This window comes from Streptomyces sp. NPDC048639 (assembly GCF_043199075.1).
GTDB lineage: Bacteria > Actinomycetota > Actinomycetes > Streptomycetales > Streptomycetaceae > Streptomyces.
Genome location: NZ_JBICVP010000004.1, coordinates 705,470 through 726,959 on the forward strand (window position 1 = coordinate 705,470; position 21,490 = coordinate 726,959).

Annotated in this window: 16 protein-coding genes, 1 tRNA gene and 2 pseudogenes; 9 read left to right on the forward strand and 10 right to left on the reverse strand. The window is 70.1% G+C overall.

Annotation, left to right across the window (positions count from 1 at the left end; translation table 11 throughout):
* The first annotated feature begins 313 nt into the window (after window positions 1–313).
* Together ACGFNH_RS14805 and ACGFNH_RS14810 are read left to right on the forward strand one after the other, a co-directional pair.
* A complete protein-coding gene (locus tag ACGFNH_RS14805; protein ID WP_393653489.1) occupies window positions 314–1,273 on the forward strand; it encodes an alpha/beta fold hydrolase in 960 nt (319 codons plus the stop codon).
* 314 nt (window positions 1,274–1,587) lie between these two features.
* Window positions 1,588–1,956: an MmcQ/YjbR family DNA-binding protein gene (locus ACGFNH_RS14810; RefSeq protein ID WP_393653491.1), complete on the forward strand. Its 369-nt coding sequence runs from the start codon at window positions 1,588–1,590 to the stop codon at window positions 1,954–1,956.
* Between the two features lie 117 nt (window positions 1,957–2,073).
* Here the strand turns inward: ACGFNH_RS14810 and ACGFNH_RS14815 are convergent, their stop codons facing one another.
* The 3 genes from ACGFNH_RS14815 to ACGFNH_RS14825 form a co-directional block, all read right to left on the reverse strand.
* Window positions 2,074–2,985 (reverse strand): transketolase family protein, encoded by a 912-nt coding sequence (locus ACGFNH_RS14815; protein ID WP_393653493.1) that lies wholly within the window; start codon window positions 2,983–2,985, stop codon window positions 2,074–2,076.
* Window positions 2,986–3,064: 79 nt separating this feature from the next.
* Window positions 3,065–3,769 carry a transketolase gene (locus tag ACGFNH_RS14820; RefSeq protein ID WP_393653495.1) on the reverse strand — a complete coding sequence of 235 codons (705 nt, stop codon included), beginning with the start codon at window positions 3,767–3,769 and terminating at the stop codon, window positions 3,065–3,067.
* Window positions 3,770–3,937: 168 nt separating this feature from the next.
* Window positions 3,938–4,189 (reverse strand): YiaA/YiaB family inner membrane protein, encoded by a 252-nt coding sequence (locus ACGFNH_RS14825; protein WP_393653497.1) that lies wholly within the window; start codon window positions 4,187–4,189, stop codon window positions 3,938–3,940.
* 169 nt (window positions 4,190–4,358) lie between these two features.
* Here ACGFNH_RS14825 and ACGFNH_RS14830 point away from each other — a divergent pair.
* From ACGFNH_RS14830 to helR, 3 genes and pseudogenes are all read left to right on the forward strand, one after another.
* Window positions 4,359–4,432 (forward strand) — tRNA-Pro (locus tag ACGFNH_RS14830).
* Window positions 4,433–5,636: 1,204 nt separating this feature from the next.
* Window positions 5,637–5,931: pseudogene (locus ACGFNH_RS14835) on the forward strand (glycosyltransferase); the annotation flags it as partial.
* Window positions 5,932–6,145: 214 nt separating this feature from the next.
* Window positions 6,146–8,296, forward strand: a complete 2,151-nt coding sequence (helR, locus tag ACGFNH_RS14840) for an RNA polymerase recycling motor ATPase HelR (protein ID WP_393653499.1) — start codon at window positions 6,146–6,148, stop codon at window positions 8,294–8,296.
* A gap of 152 nt (window positions 8,297–8,448) precedes the next feature.
* On the opposite strand, the pseudogene ACGFNH_RS14845 reads toward helR, so the two are convergent.
* Window positions 8,449–8,888 (reverse strand): annotated as a pseudogene (locus ACGFNH_RS14845) (TetR/AcrR family transcriptional regulator); the annotation flags it as partial.
* 1,228 nt (window positions 8,889–10,116) lie between these two features.
* Here ACGFNH_RS14845 and ACGFNH_RS14850 point away from each other — a divergent pair.
* Both ACGFNH_RS14850 and ACGFNH_RS14855 read left to right on the forward strand, forming a co-directional pair.
* Window positions 10,117–11,727, forward strand: coding sequence for a hypothetical protein (locus tag ACGFNH_RS14850; RefSeq protein WP_393653501.1), 1,611 nt, complete (start codon window positions 10,117–10,119; stop codon window positions 11,725–11,727).
* Window positions 11,728–12,638: 911 nt separating this feature from the next.
* On the forward strand, window positions 12,639–14,084 hold the full coding sequence (locus tag ACGFNH_RS14855) for a hypothetical protein (RefSeq protein WP_393653503.1): 1,446 nt from the start codon (window positions 12,639–12,641) through the stop codon (window positions 14,082–14,084).
* Between the two features lie 164 nt (window positions 14,085–14,248).
* Here ACGFNH_RS14855 and ACGFNH_RS14860 read toward each other — a convergent pair whose 3' ends face one another.
* A complete protein-coding gene (locus tag ACGFNH_RS14860; RefSeq protein WP_393653505.1) occupies window positions 14,249–14,653 on the reverse strand; it encodes a DUF5997 family protein in 405 nt (134 codons plus the stop codon).
* A gap of 57 nt (window positions 14,654–14,710) precedes the next feature.
* Between ACGFNH_RS14860 and ACGFNH_RS14865 the strand changes: the two genes are divergently transcribed.
* Entirely contained in the window at window positions 14,711–15,508 is a 798-nt protein-coding gene (locus tag ACGFNH_RS14865) for a LysR family substrate-binding domain-containing protein (protein WP_393653507.1), read from the forward strand.
* Between the two features lie 122 nt (window positions 15,509–15,630).
* On the opposite strand, the gene ACGFNH_RS14870 is transcribed toward ACGFNH_RS14865, so the two are convergent.
* From ACGFNH_RS14870 to ACGFNH_RS14890, 5 genes are all read right to left on the reverse strand, one after another.
* Window positions 15,631–16,620: a glycine betaine ABC transporter substrate-binding protein gene (locus ACGFNH_RS14870; protein WP_393653509.1), complete on the reverse strand. Its 990-nt coding sequence runs from the start codon at window positions 16,618–16,620 to the stop codon at window positions 15,631–15,633.
* Window positions 16,620–17,387 (reverse strand): ABC transporter permease, encoded by a 768-nt coding sequence (locus tag ACGFNH_RS14875; RefSeq protein WP_393653611.1) that lies wholly within the window; start codon window positions 17,385–17,387, stop codon window positions 16,620–16,622. Before ACGFNH_RS14875 ends, ACGFNH_RS14870 begins: the two co-directional genes overlap by 1 nt.
* A gap of 104 nt (window positions 17,388–17,491) precedes the next feature.
* Window positions 17,492–18,787, reverse strand: coding sequence for a betaine/proline/choline family ABC transporter ATP-binding protein (locus ACGFNH_RS14880; RefSeq protein WP_393653511.1), 1,296 nt, complete (start codon window positions 18,785–18,787; stop codon window positions 17,492–17,494).
* On the reverse strand, window positions 18,780–19,427 hold the full coding sequence (locus ACGFNH_RS14885) for an ABC transporter permease (RefSeq protein WP_393653613.1): 648 nt from the start codon (window positions 19,425–19,427) through the stop codon (window positions 18,780–18,782). Before ACGFNH_RS14885 ends, ACGFNH_RS14880 begins: the two co-directional genes overlap by 8 nt.
* A 425-nt stretch (window positions 19,428–19,852) precedes the next feature.
* Window positions 19,853–20,629, reverse strand: a complete 777-nt coding sequence (locus tag ACGFNH_RS14890) for a class E sortase (RefSeq protein WP_393653513.1) — start codon at window positions 20,627–20,629, stop codon at window positions 19,853–19,855.
* A 323-nt stretch (window positions 20,630–20,952) separates the two neighbouring features.
* On the opposite strand from ACGFNH_RS14890, the gene ACGFNH_RS14895 reads away from it, so the two are divergent.
* Window positions 20,953–21,327 (forward strand): hypothetical protein, encoded by a 375-nt coding sequence (locus tag ACGFNH_RS14895; protein ID WP_393653515.1) that lies wholly within the window; start codon window positions 20,953–20,955, stop codon window positions 21,325–21,327.
* The last annotated feature ends 163 nt before the right edge of the window (window positions 21,328–21,490 follow it).

The following is a 21,490-nucleotide window of genomic DNA, read 5'->3' on the forward strand; positions in this document are numbered from 1 at the left end:
GGTCACCACTGAATGCGGCGGTGCGAGAACCGCCATGGAGGCCTGATGCTTCGTCAGGGCCCGTGTCGCCGTACGGACAGGTCCTGTTGACGCTGCCGTGGACGGTGCATAGCTTCGCCGCGTAGGCCGATGCCGGGCAACGGCCACCGGGCGGGACACCTGACGGACCATGACGACCGTACGACAGTGGGGACCGACCGCCGGGTGAGAACGACCCCCGAATGAGGACGAGCGCAACCCGTCACAGCCCACGGCCCCGGTGAGCCGGCGGACCAGGGCAGCCAGCAGATTCCCCAACCGGGAGGCGAGCCGTATGACACAGCAGACCGATGGCACGGCCGGAACCGGCACGGCGTACCGCACCAGCTACGTGGAGACGCCCGACGGCGTACGCGTGGCCACGTACACCTGGCTGCCGACCGCCGGGGCCAGGCCCCGGGCCCTCGTCCAGATCGCCCACGGCGCCGCCGAACACGGCCTGCGCTACGACCGGTTCGCCCGTTTCCTGGCCGCGCACGGCTACGCGGTGGTGGCCTCCGACCACCGCGGCCACGGCGCCACCGCCGCCGCGACCGGCGGCTACGGCGTCGCGGGCGACGACGGATGGCGTGCGATCGTGGCCGACCTCAAAGCCATCGGGGACAGGGCCCGGGCGAAGCACCCGGAGACCCCGCTGATCCTGCTGGGCCACAGCCTCGGCTCGATGCTCGCCCGCGACTGCGCGCAGGAGTACGGGGAGCAGCTCTCCGGCCTCATCCTCTCCGGCACCTTCCGCTCGCTGCCGGGCGCCGAGACGGAGAGCGCGATCGACGCGCTGGAGCGGGAGATCGCGGAGCGCGGCCGGGCGGCCCTCTCCTCCTTCATCCCGGACCTGTTCGCCTCGTTCAACGACCCGTACACGCACCGGACCGGCTTCGAGTGGCTGTCGCGCGACGAGAGCGAAGTGGACGCGTACGCCGAGGACGAGCGGTGCGGATTCGCGTTCAGCGCCGGGCTCGCGCTGGACTGGGTCCGCGCCACCCGCAAGATCAACGACCCGCGCAACCTCGCCCGCATCCCGGCCCGCCTCCCGGTCCACATCGCGGTCGGGACCGAGGACCCGTGCAACCAGCGGATGACGCTGGTGTACGAACTGCTGGAGGACTTCCGCCATCTCGGCACCGAGGACCTGAGCTGGCGGGGCTACGAGGATGCCCGGCACGAGATCCTCAACGAGACGAACCGGGACGAGGTACAGCAGGACCTGCTGGAGTGGATGGACAAACACGTCTGAGGGCCTGGCTGCTGTGGGGTGCCGGTGCCGGTGCCGGTGCCGGTGCCGAAGCCGGTGCTCGGGCGCGCGCGTCGTGTACGGACCCGGCACCTGAGGTCTCGCCTCCCGCCCATCTCCTCGCGCCCATCTCCTCGCGCGCATCGTCCATCGCCTCCGTCCGGGTTCGCGCCGCAGCAGCCGCGGTTGTCAGTGGCGGGGGCTACGGTCGGTGACAGTGGGGACGACTTCCGGACGGGCAGACCTGCCGACCGGGGCCGATCCGTACCCACCGCGGCGAACCAGCCGGAGCCGCAGCCGAGAACGGAGGCCGGGGGATGGGCACCACTGCCGAGGACGTCAGGAGAATCGCGCTCGCACTGCCGGAGACGGCGGAGAAGCTCGCCTGGGGCATGCCGACGTTCCGCGTCAAGGGAAAGATCTTCGCCTCGCTGGCGGACGACGACGCGTCGATGGGCGTGAAGTGCCCGATCGGGGACCGGGAGGAGCTGATCGCGTCCGAGCCGGAGAAGTTTTTTCTGCGCCCGGGCCACGACGAGAACTACGCCTGGCTGAGGGTGCGGCTCACGGCGCTGGACGACGAGGACGAACTGGCGGCGATCCTCCTGGACGCCTGGCGGCAGGCGGCCCCGCGCAAGCTGGCCGAGGCGTACGCGGGGGAGGGAGAGGGAACGCCGACGACGTAGGGGACCGGCCCCCTGGCCACCGTGCGGTGATGGGCCGGCGGCGCCGCGCCTCGCGGCGTCAACGTCCTGCCCGCCGTGCTCGCTCTGTTCGCTCTGTTCGCCTTGTGCAGAACCTGGTCAGGCGGCGGCCTCGGCCCGATCGAGGAAGCCCGTGATGCGCCCGCGGAGTGCGCGCGGGTCGAGCCCCTGCGCCGCGAGATGCTCCTCGAGGGTGCCGTATCGGCGCAGCTCGCGCCGTGCCGTACCGAGCCCGAGGACGCGGTGCGGGATGTCGGCGAGCGCATCGCCTGCGGCGCCGGAGGAGGTCCCGGCGAGGTAGGGCTCGACGAGCACGACGTCGGCGCGGTCGCCCAGGGCGGCCAGGAGCGACGCGGCGTCGAACGGCCGGACGGTGGGCGCGTACAGCACGCTCACGTCCAGGCCCTCGACGGCCGCGAGGACGTTGTCGAGCATGGGCCCGACGGCGACGACGATTCCCTCGCGCCCGTGCCGCAAGGTCAGGAAGCCGTCCCCGGTGACGGGCCGGGGCGTGGAGTTCTGCTGCAAGGACAGCCGTACGTACACCTTGTCGTCGTCGGCGGCCACGGCGTGCCGCAGGAGTCGTTCGGCCTCGTCGGGGTGGCCGGGGACGTGAACGGTCCAGCCGTCGAGCGTGTCGAGGAGGGCCACGTCACCGGGCGCCATGTGGGTGTAGCCGCCCGCGGGCCAGTCGTAGGACGCTCCCGCGCTCACCAGCACACCGCCCGCGTCCTGGTGCCCGAAGTCCAGCTTGACCTGCTCGAACGGCCGCTCCACGAGGAAGCTCGCGAAGGTGTGCGCGACGGGGCGCAGCCCGCTCATCGCGAGCCCGGCGGCCGTACCGATCAGGAGCTGCTCGCGGATGCCGACGTTGATCACGCGATCGGGGTGCCGGCGCTCTGCCTCGGCGAACCCGTCCTTGCCGATCTCGGCGAGGACGACGGCGACGCGCGGATCCTCGTCGAGGAGCCGGGAGAGTGTGTCGGCGAAGCGCTCGCGCATGGTGTCCATCAGGAACCTCTCTGTCTGTGCGGGTGTTGGGGGCAGGTGCGGCCGCTGAGCCCTGGTGAGGGGCACGGGGGAGGGGCGGTCACGCGTCCTTGGGCTCGACGCGTGCGATGACGGCGTGCGGGCGTCCGGGGTGGGGCGCGGTGAACGCCTGGTGGAGCGCCTCGTGATCGCGCCCGTCGACGGTGATCGCCGACCAGCCCGCCGCCGCGAAGCGGGAGGCGATGCCGCCGGGCCAGCCGTGGGTCGCGGAGGAGTTGTCGATCACGAGGGTGTGGAGCCGGTCGAGTCCGGCGGAGGGCGCGTAGGCGATGGCCTCGTGGTTGCTGCCCTCGTCCAGCTCGGCGTCCCCGATCAGCACCCACACGGCGGGCTCGGTCAGCCCCTGCGCCCTGAGCCCGAGCGCTGTCCCGACGGCCAGGGGCAGCCCGTGTCCGAGGGAGCCGCTGCCGATCTCGGCACCGGGCACGAGGGTCCCGTCCGGATGATGGCCGAGAGGTGAGTCGTACGATCCGAACCCCGGCAGCAGCGGCTCCGGAAGGAAGCCCTTGGCGGTGAGGACGGCGTAGTAGGCCATCGGCCCGTGCCCCTTGGAGAGCAGGAACCGGTCGCGCCCGGGAGCGTCGGCGGTGCCGGGGGAGACCCTCAGCACCCGGTCGTAGAGCACCCACAGCGCATCGAGCGTCGAGGTAGCGGCGGGCCCGTGCTTCTCGTCCCCGGTCATCAGCGCCATGAGGCGGGGGAGGTCGTCGTAGGGGTGGGCGGGAGGTTGTGCGGTCGTGGTCATGAGGTGAGCGTGCAACCTCAAGTTTGGTTTAGGTCAAGCGTGACATGCTCGGCCACGGGGAGTAGTCGCGGTGGCCCTGGCCGGTACGGGCCGCGATCTCCGGCTGCCGCGATGCCGGCAGGACAACCCCGGGCCGCGGGCTCCGTACCGGCCCGGCAGTACGCGAGGTCAGCCGCCCCGGCCGACCTTGTCACCGGGGCCCGCGATCTCTCCGTCCTCCTGCCGGTCCCGGATGCACTTGGCGAGCGTGAAGCTCGACGTCACGACGAAGATCAGCCCCAGCCCCAGGAACCCCCGCTCCCAGGCCCCCACGGGCAGCTTCGAAATGCCGTACGCCACGGCCGCGAGCGAGATGCCGAACGAGATCGCGGCCTGCACGAAGAATGCGGTGGTGTTCTGCCGCTGCATGGGTGCGCTCATGCTCGTAGCCTGGCCATCGGGTCCGGCGGCCGCATGAGTAGCCGTACTCATCACCCCGCGCCCACCGTACGTACCGCCGCCCGGGGAATGGGGTGGCCGACCACCCCGTGAGGTGCGGTATTGTTCTCGTGCGCGGTCGGCAAGGGGAAACCCCGAGCCGCACGGGCACCGGGACGTGGCGCAGCTTGGTAGCGCACTTGACTGGGGGTCAAGGGGTCGCAGGTTCAAATCCTGTCGTCCCGACGGTGCACAGAGCCCGTCGAGTTGGAGCGAAGCTCCAGGTCGACGGGCTTCTTCGTGTGTGCGTGAAGGGGGCAGCGGGCCCCTCGTAGGTGGCGTTGGGGCCTCTCGCTCGGGACCACATCGGGGCCATGTCCGCGTCCCGGCCGACTGCCAGGTGTGCGCTGAGTCCCGCACCAACCATGCCGATGGACCGCCGGTGTCGATGGACCGCCGGTGTCGATGGACCGCCGGTGTCGATGGACCGCCGGTGCCGATGGACCGGCGGTCCGGGTGACGGCAGAGCTGCGTGGTGCTCAGGGAGCCGTCCCCGGCGATCTTCCGCAGCGCGCGTGCAACGGCGTGCCCGCATCGGCCATCCACGTCAGACCCGTGTGCCGCAGGTGATGCCGTCGACGCATCACCGCCGGCGCTGACATCGGCACGATCGCTCCCGCTCTGATCGGAGCCGTGCACATGCTGTTCGCCGACCGGCGAGGCATCCCGACAGGGGCGGTAACGTCCGCAAAGTCGTGGCAGCGGTCATTGTCGGCGTTGAGCAGGGCCGCTGCGGTAACTGGCTCGGCAGCAGGCGGATACCCGATAATTGGGCACGGGCGCCCGGAAGGGCACGCCTTCACATCGTCGAGGTGGACGGTCGTCGCGCACCGCGTTCCCGAACCCGCCTTCCGTGCGTGCGGATCGGGGTGTACTTGGGTGCGCTTCGTGAAGCGATAGTTCGCTGTGCCCCGGCCTACGCGGAGACCGCCCTGTCCGGCAGGCAAGCCTCAGCGGTGTCGTCGCCGAGTGTGCTCGGTGTCGTGCGTGCCATGGTGAGTTCCGCCCGGCACTCGTGGTGGCGGTCTCGACGACGTCGAGCGGGCTTTGCTGAAGGGGGCGGAAAGCTTCTCATTCCGCGACTGCATCCGTAGACCCTGGGAGATCCTCCCGGGCCGACGGGCCGACGGGCAGTCGGGCAGTCGTACGCGGCGCGCCGCCGCTTCGCGAGCAGGTTGTCCGTCCACAGCGGACGACAAAGGAAAAGGCAAGGAGCGCTGCTCTCCTTGCCACTCTCAACTTATAGCGCACCGGGGGGCTTGCGGCAAGGCCCGGGTCATGCCGCAGAATCGTCGGCCCAGGCCAGAACCTGCGGAAATGGGGGAGTCGCGGAGTGCGTGTGCTGTTGTCTGCGTATGGGTCGCGGGGGATGTCGAACCGCTGGTGGGACGCGGGCACCCCGACGACGGCGACCCGGGCCGGCCCGCCTCAGGTGGTGGTGCCCCAGACGCCGCACCAGCCGTACGGGGGCTGGGCGGGTGGCCGAGTTGGGCATCGGCGCGGCACATGACGGTCCGGCTCCGACCGTCGAGCCCCTGTCCGCCGAACTCAGGACTGCCCTGACCTCCGAGACCCGCGCACGAGCAACCGCCACGGTCGGCACGATCCGTACCGACGGAGCAACGGTGGCCGCGAAGCTGCTGCTCGACAGGATCAGCCGAGAAGAGCCGCCCGTGCCCGTGTGAACCACACAGGTTCATCGACCCAGAACCCAGAACCCAGAACCCAGAAACCAGAAACCAGAACACGAGAACTTGCACACTCGACCTGAACCGACAACGGCCACGGGGTCCACGTCAGACGGGGCGTTGCTCGTCATGGCCACCAGCTTCGTCACACCGGTCCGGACGCCTTGCTGCGCGCACTGGTTGCAAGCGAACTCAGATCGGAACTGATGACATGGACCACCTGACCACCAGCGCGTTCGACCTTCCCGACGACCTCTCTCCCAAGGCCGACCCGAAGCTGATCGGTGGCGACGAACAGCACTTCGCAGCGATCGCGGAGAGCCTGGAGCAGGCGATCGCCGAACTGTCCGACCGCCTCGATGCCGAGCGCTTGGCGCCCGGCGGCATCGGCCGGGAGGCGATGGACCGGGACTTGGAGATCCACCGGCTCACCGGCCGCCTTCGCGCCTTGCGTCGCTTCGGTCTGGACCTGTGCCTCGGACACATCGTCAGCGCTGACAACCCCGAGCCCGTGTACATCGGACGGCTCGGCCTCACCGACAGCGCGGGTCGTCGGCTGCTGCTCGACTGGCGCTCCCCGGCGGCCGAGCCGTTCTTCGCAGCGACCCACGCCAACCCGATGGGTCTGGCGAGCCGCCGCAGGTATCGCTGGACTCGGGGCCGGATCAGCGACTACTGGGACGAAGTGTTCACCGCGGACGGGCTCGAAGGGCACGCCGCGCTCGACGACCAGTCCGCCTTCATCGCGAGCTTGGGCAGCAACCGGTCGGCCCGGATGCGCGATGTGCTCGCCACCATCCAGGCCGACCAGGACGCCATCATCCGCGCGGGATCCCGCGGCGCTCTCGTCGTCGACGGCGGTCCGGGAACGGGGAAGACCGTCGTCGCTCTGCACCGCTCCGCCTACCTCCTCCACTCCGACCCTCGCTTCGGTCACCGTCGGGGCGGCGTGCTGTTCGTCGGTCCGAGCCGGCCCTACCTGGCGTACGTCGCCGATGTCCTCCCCAGCCTCGGAGAGGATGGCGTCCAGACCTGCACTGTGCGGGACTTCGTCGCCGAGGGGGCCGTGGCGGTGATCGAGAGCGACCCGGACGTGGCTCTCCTGAAGTCGTCCGCGAACATGGTGAAGGCGATCGAGCCGGCGGTCGCCATCTACGAGGAGCCACCCGTCAAGGGGATGACGGTTTCGACCCACTGGTCCGACATCTGGCTGAGCGCCGATGATTGGGTTGCGGCGTTCGACGCAGTGGAACCAGGTACTCCGCACAACGAAGCGCGCGACCAGATCTGGGAGGAACTGCTCACGATCCTGAGGGACAAGCACAACGGCGACGACGTCCCGCCCGATCTGTTCCGGAGGTCGCTGCTGCGGAACAGAGAGCTTGTCAGGACCCTCAACCGCGCGTGGCCGATCCTCGAAGCGGCCGACCTCGTAGGAGATCTGTGGTCGGTTCCCGCCTACTTGCGGAAGTGCGCTCCCTGGCTCGCCACGGATGACGTCCGGAAGCTGCAGCGTGAGGACGCCCAGGCCTGGACGGTGTCCGACCTGCCGCTGCTGGACGCGGCCCGGCAGCGGCTCGGCGACCCGGAGGCGTCAGTTCGCAAGCGCCGTCACGACGCCTCCGTCGCCGCCGAACGCGAGCGCATCGCCGGTGTCATCGACCGCATCATCGAGGCCGACGCCGATGGCGAAGGTGCTGTGACGATGTTGCGCGGACAGGACCTGCAGGACAGCCTGATCGACGAGACCGCACTGCCCGGCACCGAACCGGACCTGCTCGCCGGCCCGTTCGCGCACATCGTCGTGGACGAGGCGCAGGAACTCACCGACGCGGAGTGGCAGATGCTGCTGTTCCGCTGCCCGTCCCGGAGCTTCACCATTGTCGGGGACCGCGCCCAGGCCAGGCACGGGTTCACGGAGTCCTGGCAGGGACGGCTCGAGCGGATCGGGCTCCACCGGATCGACGTGGCCTCCCTGAGCATCAACTACCGCACTCCGGAAGAGGTCATGGCGGAAGCCGAGCCGGTCATCCGAGCCGAGATCCCGGACGCCAATGTGCCGACCTCGATCCGCAGCAGCGACCTCCCCGTCGTGCACGGATCTGTTGCGGAGCTGGACTCGATCCTGGGCACCTGGCTGACCGCGCACGCCGACGGGATCGCCTGCGTCATCGGCGATCCCGCGTTCCGGGCGACGTCCCGCGTACGGTCGCTTACCCCGGAGCTGTCGAAGGGGCTCGAGTTCGACCTGGTCGTCCTCATCGACCCGGAGACGTTCGGCAAGGGCATCGAGGGGGCGGTCGACCGCTATGTCGCGATGACCCGAGCGACACGGCAACTCGTCATCCTCACGAGCTCCTGACGTCGGCCGGACGAACGCCCGCTGCCGCCGGGTCGATGGCGTTCCTGGACGCCGGCACACCACCGGCATACGCGGGCTCCGGCAGCATGTCCGTGTGCGCCTCGACGGACGTCGCCCAGGTGGCCATCGAGGCGACCCGCGGCGACCGGCCGTCAGCGCTGAGGCGCCGCACCGGGGGAACTCCCGCCGGACGTGAGGTAGGCGATGACCGTGTCGCCGAGCATCGTGCGGTAGTACTCGTGGCGGTCCGGTGCCGTGAGGTCGCGGCACGAAGAGTGCACGGAACGTGTGCCGGGTGGCGACCCGGAAGAAGCAGAACCATCTGATCATCGCGTGCAGGCAGAGCGCGTCGACGTCGGCAGTGAAACACCCTGCTCGCGGCCCGTCTCCAGGATGCGACTGATGATCGTGATGGCGGGGGAGTTGAGCGAGCCGAGTGTGGGGGAGGCGGAGATGTGCTCGGCTCGTGGATGTTCTCGATGCCGACCGGACGAATGAAGTCCGGGTGCGCCTCATGGTGGTCGAAGGTGAGCTCGGCCGGTCGGCGGATCGCTGCGACCGGATCCAGATGCTCGACGTCGAGTTCCTGCTTCTGGTGCCCTCGGGCGGAATCCTGCACGACTCGTCCGGCGGTCAGGCGGGCATCGGTCTTCGGCGGCCACGGAGCCGGGACGAGCGCGGCGGATGGGCCTGCGCCTCGGGCCGGAAGGAGTGGGGCTCGCCAACAGGCGCCTGTCGTCCGGACGTTCCCCGGTGATGCGACGTACGACCGCTACGGACCCGGATGGCGCCTGATCCGTCGCTCGTCAGGGGGGTGCGCGGTCCCGTCCTGGATGACCGGTCGGACGTCCGGTCCGCCGACCGCGCTCTGCGGCAAAGGCCGGCCAGGGAGGCCCGCCTCCTCGATTGCGCCCGTCTTTCTCAAGGCCGGGGAGTGGCCCGGATTCGCCTCCGGGGTGTACCGGGCCTTCGGTGAAGTGCTGTCCGGTCTTCCAGCGCACGACGACGAGGCCGTTGAATTGCTCGCCGTTCCGCCGCGTCGGCAAAGGACGCGGCGCAGTCATCGATGAATATCGGGGCGGGCGCCGGAAGTAGGCGACGAAGACCCCCGCCCGTTACCGCGTCGCTGCTCCCGGGCATCCGGTGGCAGTCGCGCAGGAGGGGTCCTTCGGAGCGGTCGACACCGAACGCCAGGACATCGGCCGACGTCTTGCGGGTCCCGGGCCGTCACTGGTGCAGGAACGCTTGGGGTGACACTGGTGCGGCGAGCCGATGACGCCGATGGGAACGGTGGAATGAGCCAGGGGCTCCGAGGCGGGTGCGATGGATCAGGTACGCCCCGGAGCCCCTGCGGCCTGCAGAGGATGACAAAGGCCGCGCACTGTCATGGTTCGAGCAGAAGCGTCTTCCATTCTCAGTGCAATCTTCTCAACTCCAAGAGGCGCGGAACGTTACGCGTTTTCCCGAATGGCTGAATGTCTCGACCGGATACCGCACCCGGTGGAGAGCTGAATATGTCAAATGGGTACTCTCTTTCCGTGGGATTGCATGCCGGTGAATCAATCGTCAACCGTCGATCGAAGGACCGGAGTTGACTCCACGGCGCAGACTCTTCATCTTTTCGATCCGGCCATCGAAGTCTGGCGATGGGCCGTGGATCAGCGCCCCCTGAGGTCCGAACAGGTGGTGATCAATCCCTGATGGCGGTCTTTTCGTGGGCCGTTCAGGCGGAATGCGTCAACCTGCCATTCCGCAGAAAGGCCGGAGTCGTTGTCCGCATGGTTCGAGCTGTTCGGAATTCATCCCTGCGGGAGGCGCGAGTGCACGTTCAAAGGACTGCGACGGCTGCGATGGTCGTCCTGGCGGTGAGTGGTCTGGTCTCCCTCGGAGCCGGCAGCGCGTTCGCGGACGACCCCCAGGCAACAGCAGGCGGCGGATCGACCACCAGTGGCGATCTGTTCCAGCAGAACGTGGCCCAGGACGGCCGCCAGAACAACAACTGCTCCAACATCAATGGGGACGAGCCCGTGAACGTGACGGGCGGCCGGCTCACCGGGCGTTGCGTCACCGGAGACGGCTCCGTCAACAAGTTCGCCGACGTCCACAACGGCCCTGCGGACGCCGCGGGCGGCGGCGGGACCACCAGACTGCCTCAGCAGAACATCGCCCAGCGCGGGCGGCAGAACAACAACTGCCTCAACGCCAATACCCTCAGCCTCGAGCTGAGCGGTGGGCGGCTGGACGGGCGCTGCGCGGACCAGGACCTCTCCCGCAACGAGCACACTCACGTCAAGGGCGGCGGCGCCACGGCCAACGGCGGCACCGGGACCAACTTCGACGTCCAGCAGGTCGCACAAGAGGGGCGTCAGAACAACAACTGCGCCAGCCCCAACTACACGTTCATCGACCCGTTCACCGGGAGCCGTATCGACGGCAGGTGCGGGAACAAGGACGGTTCCGTCTCCAAGCGCACCTGGGACGAGAGCGGCGGCGCGGAAGCCAATGGTGGCGAAGCTGGGGGGTCGGAGTCGCAGAGCATCGCCCAGGACGGGCGGCAGAACAACAACTGCGCCAGCTCCAACGGCATCGACGTCGAGCTGACCGGCGGACGTCTGGAGGGCCGCTGCGGAAACAAGGACACCTCCGTGGCCAAACGCACCTGGAACAAGGGCGGCGGCGCAGAGGCCAACGGCGGATCGACGGCCGTGGAACAGCAGAACGTGGCCCAGGAAGGCCGCCAGAACAACAACTGCGCCAACCCCAACGACACTTTCGACATCGTCGTTACCGGTGGACGGGCCGGAGGCGTGTGCGGGAACCAGGACAGCTCTGTTGCCGAGCACACCTGGAACAAGGGCGGCGGCGCCAGCGCCAACGGCGGATCCGACACCGGCGCCCCCAGCCTCGAACAGCAGAACATCGCGCAGGAGGGTCGGCAGAACAACAACTGCTCAAACCCCAACGACACCTCCATCGGCGTGACCGGTGGACGGGCGGAAGGCCGTTGCTGGCACAAGGACGCGTCGTTCAGCAAGCACACCCTGACCAAGGGCGGCGGCGCAGAAGCCAACGGAGGAAGCGGAGTTGACTCGGTAGAACAGCAGAACGTCGCTCAGGCCGGCCGCCAGAACAACAACTGCGCCAACTCCAACGAAGGCGAGCTGACGCTGACCGGCGGCAGGGTCGAGACCAAGTGCGGCACGGTCGACCGCTCCGCCAGTGTGAAGACCGCGGAGATCGGCGGCGGCGCGGAAGCCGACGGCGGGAGCAGCACAGCCGACCTGTTCCAGCAGAACACCGCGCAAGAAGGCCGCCAGAGCAACAGCTGCGGCAACCCCAACAACCTGGAACTGACCGTCTCCGGCGGACGCGCCACGGCCCAATGCCAGGCGGTGGACACCTCCCGCAACATCGGCTCCGTCTACCGGTAACCCCACGGACGTCATTCCTGGAATGCGTCATCCGGCACAGCACGTCGGCCGCGCTCCCCATGCCTCGGGGGCGCGGCCGACGTGCTGTCGCCGGTCTCGTAGGTGTTCCGCCCCGGGTCGCGGGGGCCCGGGGGCCGATGGTGGTGCCGGTGCCGGTGCCGGTGCCGGTGCCGGTGCCGGTGCCGGTGCCGGTGCCAGTGACGGTGCCGGTGCCGACGGCGAGGTCGAGCGGCGACGGAAATCGACGGACGTGGGCATCACGGGCTGCGGTACCTCGAAAAGCCGAGGGCGTGCGGCGCGGGTGCATCCACAACGCTCTCGTCTCGCGCCTGTGGCGCAATGAAGGAGCATCGGGCGGCAGGGAGGCGCGGCCAAGGTCGCCGTCCGCGGCAGGGTCCGGTGACACTGCGGGTTCCGGCAGGCGCGGTCGGGTCCTGCGTTTTTGCGGCGCCCGTTGTGGAGTTGCTTGCCTCGGGGCAAGTATGTCGCCAACGGGTCTCCGGGGCCGTTCGACCGGTGACTCAGGGGGACCATGGCGGGTCTGTTGCGCGTCCGGGGACGGGCGCCCTCGGACACCCGGCCGAGCCGGGCCGCCGCCCGCGCCGATGCTCAAGCACCCACCACCGGGCAACCACCCGGACAACGGCCGCCACCCGAAGCGGGCAGACCGCCCCACCACCACGCCCCCACGAGAGCCACCCCACACGCGATATCCGCCGCACCGCGCTCGCCACCGTGCCCCCGCACCGCGGACGTCACCGCGGCTCCTGGAAGCCCAGCTGTATCAATGTCCGCCAGGTGGCGGATATTGAATTCGGTCCGGCACACGGGCACTCCAGGCGTCGTCAGTGCGGCACACTGCGGCCATGATCGGCATACCGGACCGTCAGCGCTCAGGTGGCGTCAGGCGGGTGCTGTCCGTCGTCGTCTGCGTGGTGAGCGCACTGGCCCTCGCCGACTGTGGCGTGGGGCTGGAGAGGCCCACGAAGAGGGCAGCCGAGGCTCGCGACATCAGCCAGAAGTACTTCTACGCGACCTTGCACCCGGCTACCGCGTCGCCCGGCTCTGACACGCTCCCCCTGAGGTTCGACCACGACGGGACAACGCACAGGGCTGAAATCGCCGTCGATGCCTCCGGACTCGACGGCGTCGCGGTCATCGCCGGTGCCGCCGACGGCTGCAAGCCGCATGAGCCGTCTTTCACCTGTTCCCTGACGATCCACGACGGCTGGGCGGAAGTGGCGCTGATCGTGCACGCAGCACCGGGCGCCCGTGCCGGAGACTCCGGTGTCCTGCACTACACCCTCAAACCCGAAGGTCAGCCGGCCGTCAAGGGCCGGCTCACGGTGATCGCCGGGCGACCCGAGCTGAGAGTGAACGAGCGCGGTGCCCTTAGAACGTCGTCCGTCGGCAAGGCCTTCGGTGCACCGATCTTCATTCGCAACACCGGAGATGTCCCGGCCCGAGGAGTCGAGCTGCAGATCAATGCCAGTGGAGGCCTGAACCTGACGACCCGGCATGCCAATTGCCGTTACTCCAAGGGCAGCACCGCCGCTCGCTGTCTGTTGCCCGACACCATTATCGCTCCGGGCGAGACGGTGCGGGTGACCCCCGAGCAGCGATGGAGACCTCATGACGATGCGGTGGACCCGTCGCTGTCCTACGGGGCGTGGGCCTTCCACACCGGCGACGGCGCCGGAATGCCCGGCGAACTCACGCGAGGGGACGCCGCATCCCTCTCACTCACCCCAGTCCCTGCCCGGAGCGAGCCGGTGGAATTCAGCACCGGCTCGGACCTGACCCGGACACAGGTGCCGGTGCGCAACGATTCCGACTACGAGGCGATCGGCGCATCGCTGCGCGGCGAGGTCGGCAGCGATCACCGAGTCCGCATCGGTTACCGCAACAACGGGCCCGGCCGGCCTCAAGAAGCCGAGATCCGGACGGTGTTCACCATCCCGCCGGGCGCAAAGGTGATGAAGGCGCCGTACGATGCCGAGCTCGAAGAGGAGATGCTGGAGCAGGAGTGCCGGGCGGAGGGTGGCGGCCGCAGGTACATCTGCAGCCGGAACGGCCGAGTCGGCGAGGACGTCCTGTTCGAGTTCACGCTGCGTGTGATGCGGAAGGACAGCCGTCCAGGCTCCGTAGGAGTGTCGGGCCGGCTCATCGAGCCTCCCAAGGGCAGTCGGATTCGAGACCCGGAGCCGGACAACAACAAGGCGGTGGTTCAGTCGACCGTGGCGAGGGAGGGCGAGGACCGCGGGGTCCGGATCGGTTGGGTTGCCGCGACCGGAGCGCTGACCGTCCTTGGCTTGACGCTGTTCATCACCGCGCGTCGCCGCCGCGTCACCGGCTGAAGCCCCGGGCTCGCCCGCGGCGCCGCTGGAGCCCTGCCCGGTGATCCCGTACGCCGGAGCCGCGGCAGACGTCCTCTGCGGTAGTGGGCACTCCGCCGTCGACGGGGTTGATCGTCCTCGCCGCCTGCGGCCCGGGATGGTGCGCGGCGTACTCCGGTCCGCCGTCAGGAACGCGGCTTCGAGGCCCCCTCGCGACGCTCCTCGTTCTGCTGCTTGATGCGTGCCGCTTCCTTGCGGACCTCGACCTGGGTGGCGCGCTCCTTCTGGAGCCACTCCGGGTTCTCCGCCTTCAGCGCCTCGATCCGCTCCGTGGTGAGGGCTTCGGTGATTTCGCCGCGAGCGAGGCCGGAGATGGAGACGCCGAGCTTCGCCGCGACCACCGGGCGGGGGTGCGGGCCGTTCCGTCGCAGCTCGCGCAGCCACTCCGGCGGGTCGGCCTGGAGCGCGCTCAGCTCGGTGCGCGAGACGGCACCCTCCTGGAACTCGGCGGGGGTGGCCTGGAGGTACACACCCAGCTTCTTCGCCGCGGTGGCGGGCTTCATCGTCTGGGGGGTCTGCTGCGACTTCATGGGTCAAGACTATCGAGCGTGTGAACGGCCTCCGACCACGCCGGTTAACCTGGCGCGGTGACAGGCTCGGAAGAATCCCCCTCGTTCCGGCTCGCGTACGTCCCCGGAGTCACGCTCTCCAAGTGGGTGCGGATCTGGAACGAGCGCCTGCCCGACGTACCGCTGACCCTTGTCCCGGTGTCCGCCGCCGAGGCGCCGGGCCTGCTGCGCGCCCGTGGGGCGGACGCGGGTTTCCTGCGGTTGCCGATCGACCGGACGGATCTCAGCGCGATCCCCCTCTACACCGAGACGACCGTGGTCGTGATCCCGAAGGACCACCTCGTGGCCGCGGCCGACGAGGTGTCCATCGAGGAACTGGCGGACGACATCGTGCTGCATCCCCTCGACGACACGCTCGAATGGGAGCGTCCCCCGGGGCGGCCGGCGCTCGAGCGGCCCGCCACGACTGCGGACGCTGTCGAACTGGTGGCGGCAGGTGTGGGGCTCCTGCTGGTTCCGCAGTCCCTCGCCCGGCTGCACCACCGCAGGGACCTCACGTACCGGACGGTGACGGGCACACCGCAGTCGCGTGTCGCGCTGTCATGGCCGGAGGAGGCGACCACCGACCTGGTGGACGACTTCATCGGGATCGTCCGTGGGCGGACCGTCAACAGCACCCGGGGCCGGCGCTCGGCCCCGGAGGAGCCGAAGACGAGCGCCGGAAGAGCGGCCGGGAAGTCGGCGGGCAGGTCCCCCGGCACCGCTGCCGGAAAGTCCGCCGGAAAGTCGGCCGGAAGGTCCGGCGGCACAAGCCCCCGAGGCGGTTCCCGCGGATCCAAGCTCCCCAAGCGCGGCAAGCCTCGCCGCAGGTCGTGAGCTGTGCCGGGCCATGGATCGATACGCACGGGGATCGAGCAGTGACGCCCCGCGCACGTACGGACAGGGTGAGGGCGGTGAGCCCGTGGTGACGGCGCTCGAGCCTGGGGCGAAGCCGTCCGTCAGCCCTCCCGGATGAAGCCCTCCCGCACCAGCCAGTCCTTCGCCACCTCGTGGGGGTCCTCCCCGTCCACGTCCACGCGCGCGTTCAGACGCTGGGCCTCCGCCCCCGTCAGCCGCTCGGTGATCGGGGCGAGGACATCGGCGATGGCGGGGTACTTCTTCATCGTGGCGCTGTTCATCTCGGGTGCCGCGTTGTAGTTGGGGAAGAAGTGCCGGTCGTCCTCCAGCACCTTCAGCTCCAGTTCCGGAATGCGGCCGTCTGTGGTGGCCGCCACGCCGAGGGTGCAGGCCGCGCCCTTGGCGACCTGGGTGTAGACGACGCCGTCGTCCATCTTCTTGAAGTTCCCGCGCCGGAGGGCGAATCCGTAGGTCTTCGCCACGCCCGGCAGGCCGTCCTCGCGCACCGAGAACTCGCTCCCGCCGCAGATCGTGGCCGCGCCCGGGTCCTTCTTCGTCAGACGGGCCACATCCGAGAGAGTGCGCAGCCGGTACTTCTGGGCATTCGCCCGGTTTGCGACCAGCGCGTAGGTGTTGTTGAGCGGGGCGGCGGGCAGCCAGGTGATGCCGTTGCGGCGGTCCCCGTCGCGTACGGCCTCCCACTGCTCGTACGGGTCGACGACCGGCTTGGTGTGACCGAGGTAGGTGATCCAGGCCGTGCCCGTGTACTCGTACATCCCGTCCGCCGCACCGGTCTTGACCGCCTCGCGGGCACCGATCGAGCCCTGGATGTTCGTCCTGTCCAGGACTTCCGCGCCGGCCGCCTTGAAGACCAGCCCCATGATCTGGCCGAGGATGATCTGCTCGGTGAACTCCTTGGAGGTCACGGTCAGTTGGGCGCCTTCCAGCGGTCGCCCCTTCCCGATGGAGCCGGGCTGCACCGAGTCGGCCAGCGGGCTGCCGCTGGTCAGTCCGCAGCCGCTCAGCCCCGCGGCGGCGAGCAGCAGGGCGCCCGCGCCCGCGACGGCTGTCCGTACCCGGGTCAGGCGCATCAGTCCACCTCCAGGCCGCGGGGGCGCAGCAGCAATTCGACGAGCATCCCCAGCCAGTCCACGATCAGCGCCATGGCGACCGTCAGTACGGAGCCGAGCACCAGCACCGGCATGCGCTGGTTGGTGATGCCGGAGGAGATCAGGTCCCCGAGTCCTCCTCCGCCGCCGAAGGTGGCCAGCGTCGCGGTTCCGACGTTCAGCACCAGCGCGGTCCGTACGCCCGCCAGGATCAGCGGTACGGCCAGGGGCAGTTCGACCCGGACCAGCACCAGCAGCGGCGACATCCCGATGCCGCGCGCCGCTTCCACGAGCGCCGGGTCGGTTGCCCGCAGCCCGGCCACGGTGTTGCTCAGCACCGGCAGCACCGCGAACGCCACGATGCCGACCAGGGCGGCTCGTTGGCCGATGCCGAGCCAGATCACCAGCAGCGCCAGCAGGCCCAGGGCCGGGGTCGCCTGGCCGATGTTGGCCGCCGCGACGAACGGCGGGGCGGCTCGGCGCAGGGCCCCGCGCGTCAGCGCGATGCCCAGCGGGATCGCGATGATGAGGACGAAGAAGGTGGAGATCGCGACGAGTTCGGTCTGCTGGAGGAGTGCGGTGCGCACGGCGTCGTCGGCGAGGGCGTTCCTGGCGATCGAGTCCAGCTCGGTGGTGCGGAGATACAGCGCGGTGGCGCCGAGGACGACCGCGACGAACGCCGGCAGCGTCACCAGCTTCTGCCAGGTGATACGCGGCGGGACCCGGTCCAGCGCGGCGAGCCGGGTCACGGACTCGTTCTGTCCCGGCCCTGGAGCCGGCCCCGGAGCGGGGGACCCGTAACCGGCCTCGGGAGCGGCTCCGCCACCGGCCCCGACGCCGACCTCGCTCCGGCTCACGCGGGCCCACCCCGGCCGGTCGGCCGAGCCTCCTCGGCTCCCCGCTCGCCGGGCGCCACCTGCATCGCGTTCAGCAGTGTCGACATGTCCACCACGCCGATGTACGCGCCGTCATCTCCCGTGACCGCGACGCGGCCCGCACCATCGGCCAACAGTGCCTCCAGCGCGTCCCGCAGCGTCATGTCCAACCCGATCCGGCTCCGTACGGGGGTGCCCGCCGACAACGGCAGCGGCTCTCCGGCGGGTTGCGCACTCCGGGCACGCGTCAGGTCCTCGTGTCGCAGCCAGGAGCGCGGGCGCCGCTCCCGATCCAGCAGCAGCAGGTGGTCGGCGGAGGGGGAGCCCGCGTCCAGCAACTGCAGGGCGGTCTCGAGCGGGTCGTCGACGGTGATGGCCGGTACGTCGGCGAGCTGCACCTCCCGTACGCGCTTGAGGTGCAGCCGCTTCACCCCGGCTCCCGCGCCCACGAAACCGGCGACGAAGTCGTCCGCCGGACTGGCCAGGATCGCCTCCGGTGTGTCGAACTGGGCGATCTCCGACCGGTCGCGCAGCACCGCGATCCGGTCGCCGAGTCTGATGGCCTCGTCGAAGTCATGCGTGACGAAGACGATCGTCTTGCGCAAGTCGCGTTGCAACCGGATCAGTTGGTCCTGCAAGCGTTCGCGGGTGATGGGGTCGACGGCTCCGAACGGCTCGTCCATCAGCAGCACCGGCGGGTCGGCCGCCAGCGCCCGCGCCACGCCGACACGCTGCTGCTGGCCGCCGGAGAGGCGGCGCGGATAGCGGCCACGGAACTCCCCCGGATCCAGCCCGACCAGATCGAGCATTTCCTCGACCCGGTCCCGCACCTTCGCGCGGGGCCAGCCGGCCATCTTCGGTACGAGCGCGATGTTCTCGGCGACGGTCATGTGCGGGAAGAGACCCGTGGCCTGGATGGCGTAGCCGATGGTGCGGCGGAGCGCCACCGGGTTGATGCCGGTGACGTCCTCCCCGCCGATGGTGATCCGCCCCGAGGTCGGCTCGATCAGCCGGTTGATCATCTTGAGGGTGGTGCTCTTGCCGCAGCCCGAAGGCCCCACGAGGATCACGGTCTCGCCGGCCGCGACCTCCAGGGTCACGTCTTCCACGGCCGGGGCGGGGCTGTCCGGATAACGCTTGGTGAGGTTGTCCAGCCGGATGCTCGCGCCCGCGCCGGCCTGCCGGTCGGGCCCGGCGGATCGGGCGGATCCGGCGGGCCCTGCGGCGCCGGACGCCGGGGAGGTCGGTTCGACGATTTCGGCAGAGTCAGCCACGGATCCCCCGTGAGATGGTGAGCCGTCCGATCAGCACGTACCCGGCGTCGAACAGCAGGGCCAGGACGACGATTCCGAGCGTCCCCGACAGAACATCGTTGAGTGCATTGGCGCTGCCCAGGCTGGAGATCCCGCGGAAGATCTGGTTGCCGAGGCCGGGCCCGGAGGCGAAGGCCGCGATCGCCGCGATGCCCATCAGCATCTGGGTCGAGACCCGGACACCGGTGAGGATCGGCGGCCAGGCGAGGGGCAGTTCGACCCGTACCAGCCGGGCCGACCGCGACATCCCCATGCCCTTGGCGGCCTCGACGAGGGCCGGGTCGACTCCGCGCAGCCCGACGACCGCGTTACGGACCACGGGCAGCAGTCCGTACAGCGTCAGCGCGATGACGGTCGGCGCGACGCCGAGGCCGACGACCGGGACGAGCAGGCCGAGGAGAGCCAGGGAGGGGACGGTGAGAATGGACGCGGTCGTGGTGATCGCGAGGTTGCCCGCCCACTCGGTGCGGTAGGTGAGAACGCCGATCAGGACCCCGATCAGGGTCGCGACGACCATGCACTGGAAGACCGCGCTGGCATGCTGATAGGCGTCCACGAGCAACTGCTGATAGCGCGTGCCCAAGTACTCCCAGAAGCTCACGTCTCGGCGCCTCCCTCGGTCGCGGTCCCCGATCGAGGACCGCACGATGCCGTCGAATCCCGCCATCCGGTCGAACACACGCTGCACGTCCCGATCGAGCGTGCCACCGAAGGCACAGCCTGTCACCAGGGCGGGCGTGGAGCGCTGCTCCGGCGTGTCCGGCGTGGCGTCCAAGTACGCCCGTATGTCCATATCTTGACGGCCCCTCACATCCGGTGTGCCGCAAGGAGGGCGGGGCCTCTACGGGAGGATGACGCGCGGACCGGCGGATGCGCGACGGGCGACTGGATTGGACGGATCGACGGAGTCGACGGGAATCGACGGATCGTCAGGGAGTCGGAGCCTCGGGGCGCCGGGGACGGCGGGGCGCCGGGGACGCCGGGGAGGCCGGGGACGCCGGGGGGCGAGGTGCCGGGGCGTCGGGCTCAGGGTGAGGACGGGGCGCCGGGGGCCTTGTGCGTCGAGGCCAGCACGCCGACCTTGTCGATGCGGTGCTCGGGGTTGCCCCGGTCGTCGCGCCAGAAGTTCCCGGCCGCGTCGTCCTCAGGGGTCGCGCAGGTCGAGAGAGTGATCATGGATTCCGTGGGACGCGCCCCCGGGGAACCCGGAACGGCCGCCCGCTGCTCGGCAAGCGAGCGCTCGGAGCGGAACGAGGTCTTTCTGGTCTCGGTGATCTTGTACTCGTAGACAGTGCCACCGGAGGTCACGAGCACGGAGTCGCCCTTGTCGAGCGACGGGAGGTCGCGCAGGGGCCCGCCGGCGGAGAGGCGATGGGCCGTCACGAGGTAATTGCCTGTCTCGCCGGGCCCGGCACCGCCATGATCGCCGTACGGGCTGGCTGCCACGCCGCGGTTCTGGATCCGTGTACCTGGCCAGTCGTCGGTCGTTCCCTCGTACGGGACGACGCGCAGGTTCTCGAGGCCGATCGACGGGATCGAGAGTGTGGCGGTCTCGGTCCGCGGGTCGGTCTCACGCTCGGACGGCTTCGTCGAGGGTGTCCCGGAGGTCTGCGAGGGACTGTCCGAGGGGCTGCCGGAGGGGCGAGAGGTAGGTGTCTCGCTGGGTGACGTCGCCGTGGACGACTCGCTCCGGGTGGTCATGGTGTCGGTTGCCCCGTCGCCGCCGCTCCCGGAGAAGCAGCCGGCCAGCACGACGACGAGTGCGCCTACGAGTGCGATCAGGGCTGCGCGGGAACGTGCCATGGAATGTCCTGGTCGAAGCGGGGACGTGCAGGACCATGCGGGGGACGGGAACGATCCCTCCGGCGGCGAAAACACCGGGAACCGATCGGGTGTTCCGCGTCCGGGCGCTCGTGACGCTTCGGGGTCGCGTCGATGCCCGCTGTCGTCGGGTGCAGCCGCAACCGGGCATGAGGCCGTGAGACCGGGCATGAGGCCCGTGAGGCGGAGGTGGCCGACCGCCGCGCGGGTTCGGTCGGATGCGGGCGGGCCGGCTATGGCCCCGACTGCTACCCGACGGTAATAATGCCGTGGTCACGCCCGCCCCACCGCACACGGAGGTCCCGTTGCCCGCCACACCCCGGTCCGCTTCGCTGCTCGCCGGTCTGCTCGCCACCGCCGGTGTCGCGCACTTCGTGGCGCCCCGGCAGTTCGACGCGATCGTGCCCCGGTCGCTCCCGGGACGCGCACGGACCTGGACGCACATCAGCGGGGCGGTCGAACTCGCCCTCGCCGCAGGTATCGCGTCGCCGCGGACCCGCCGGGCGAGCGGCCTCGCGGCGGCGGGCTTCTTCGTGGCGGTCTTCCCGGCCAACGTCCGTATGGCATACGACTGGCGCGAGAAACCCGCGCCGCAGAAGGCCGCCGCGTATGCGCGGCTGCCTCTGCAACTGCCGCTCGTCCGCTGGGCCGCCAACGTCGCCGCCGACGCGCGGCGGTAGGAGGCGCCGGCGAGGAGGCGCGGGGACGGTCGAGGAGGAGGCGCGCGGGCCGAGGAAAGGGCGCGCGGACAGGCGTTCTCGCCGACGTGTCGGGGCGTCCCTGGGGATCCCTCCCCGCGCCCTGGTCACCGAAGCGGTGCAGGTCGTCCGGTCGGCGCCGGCA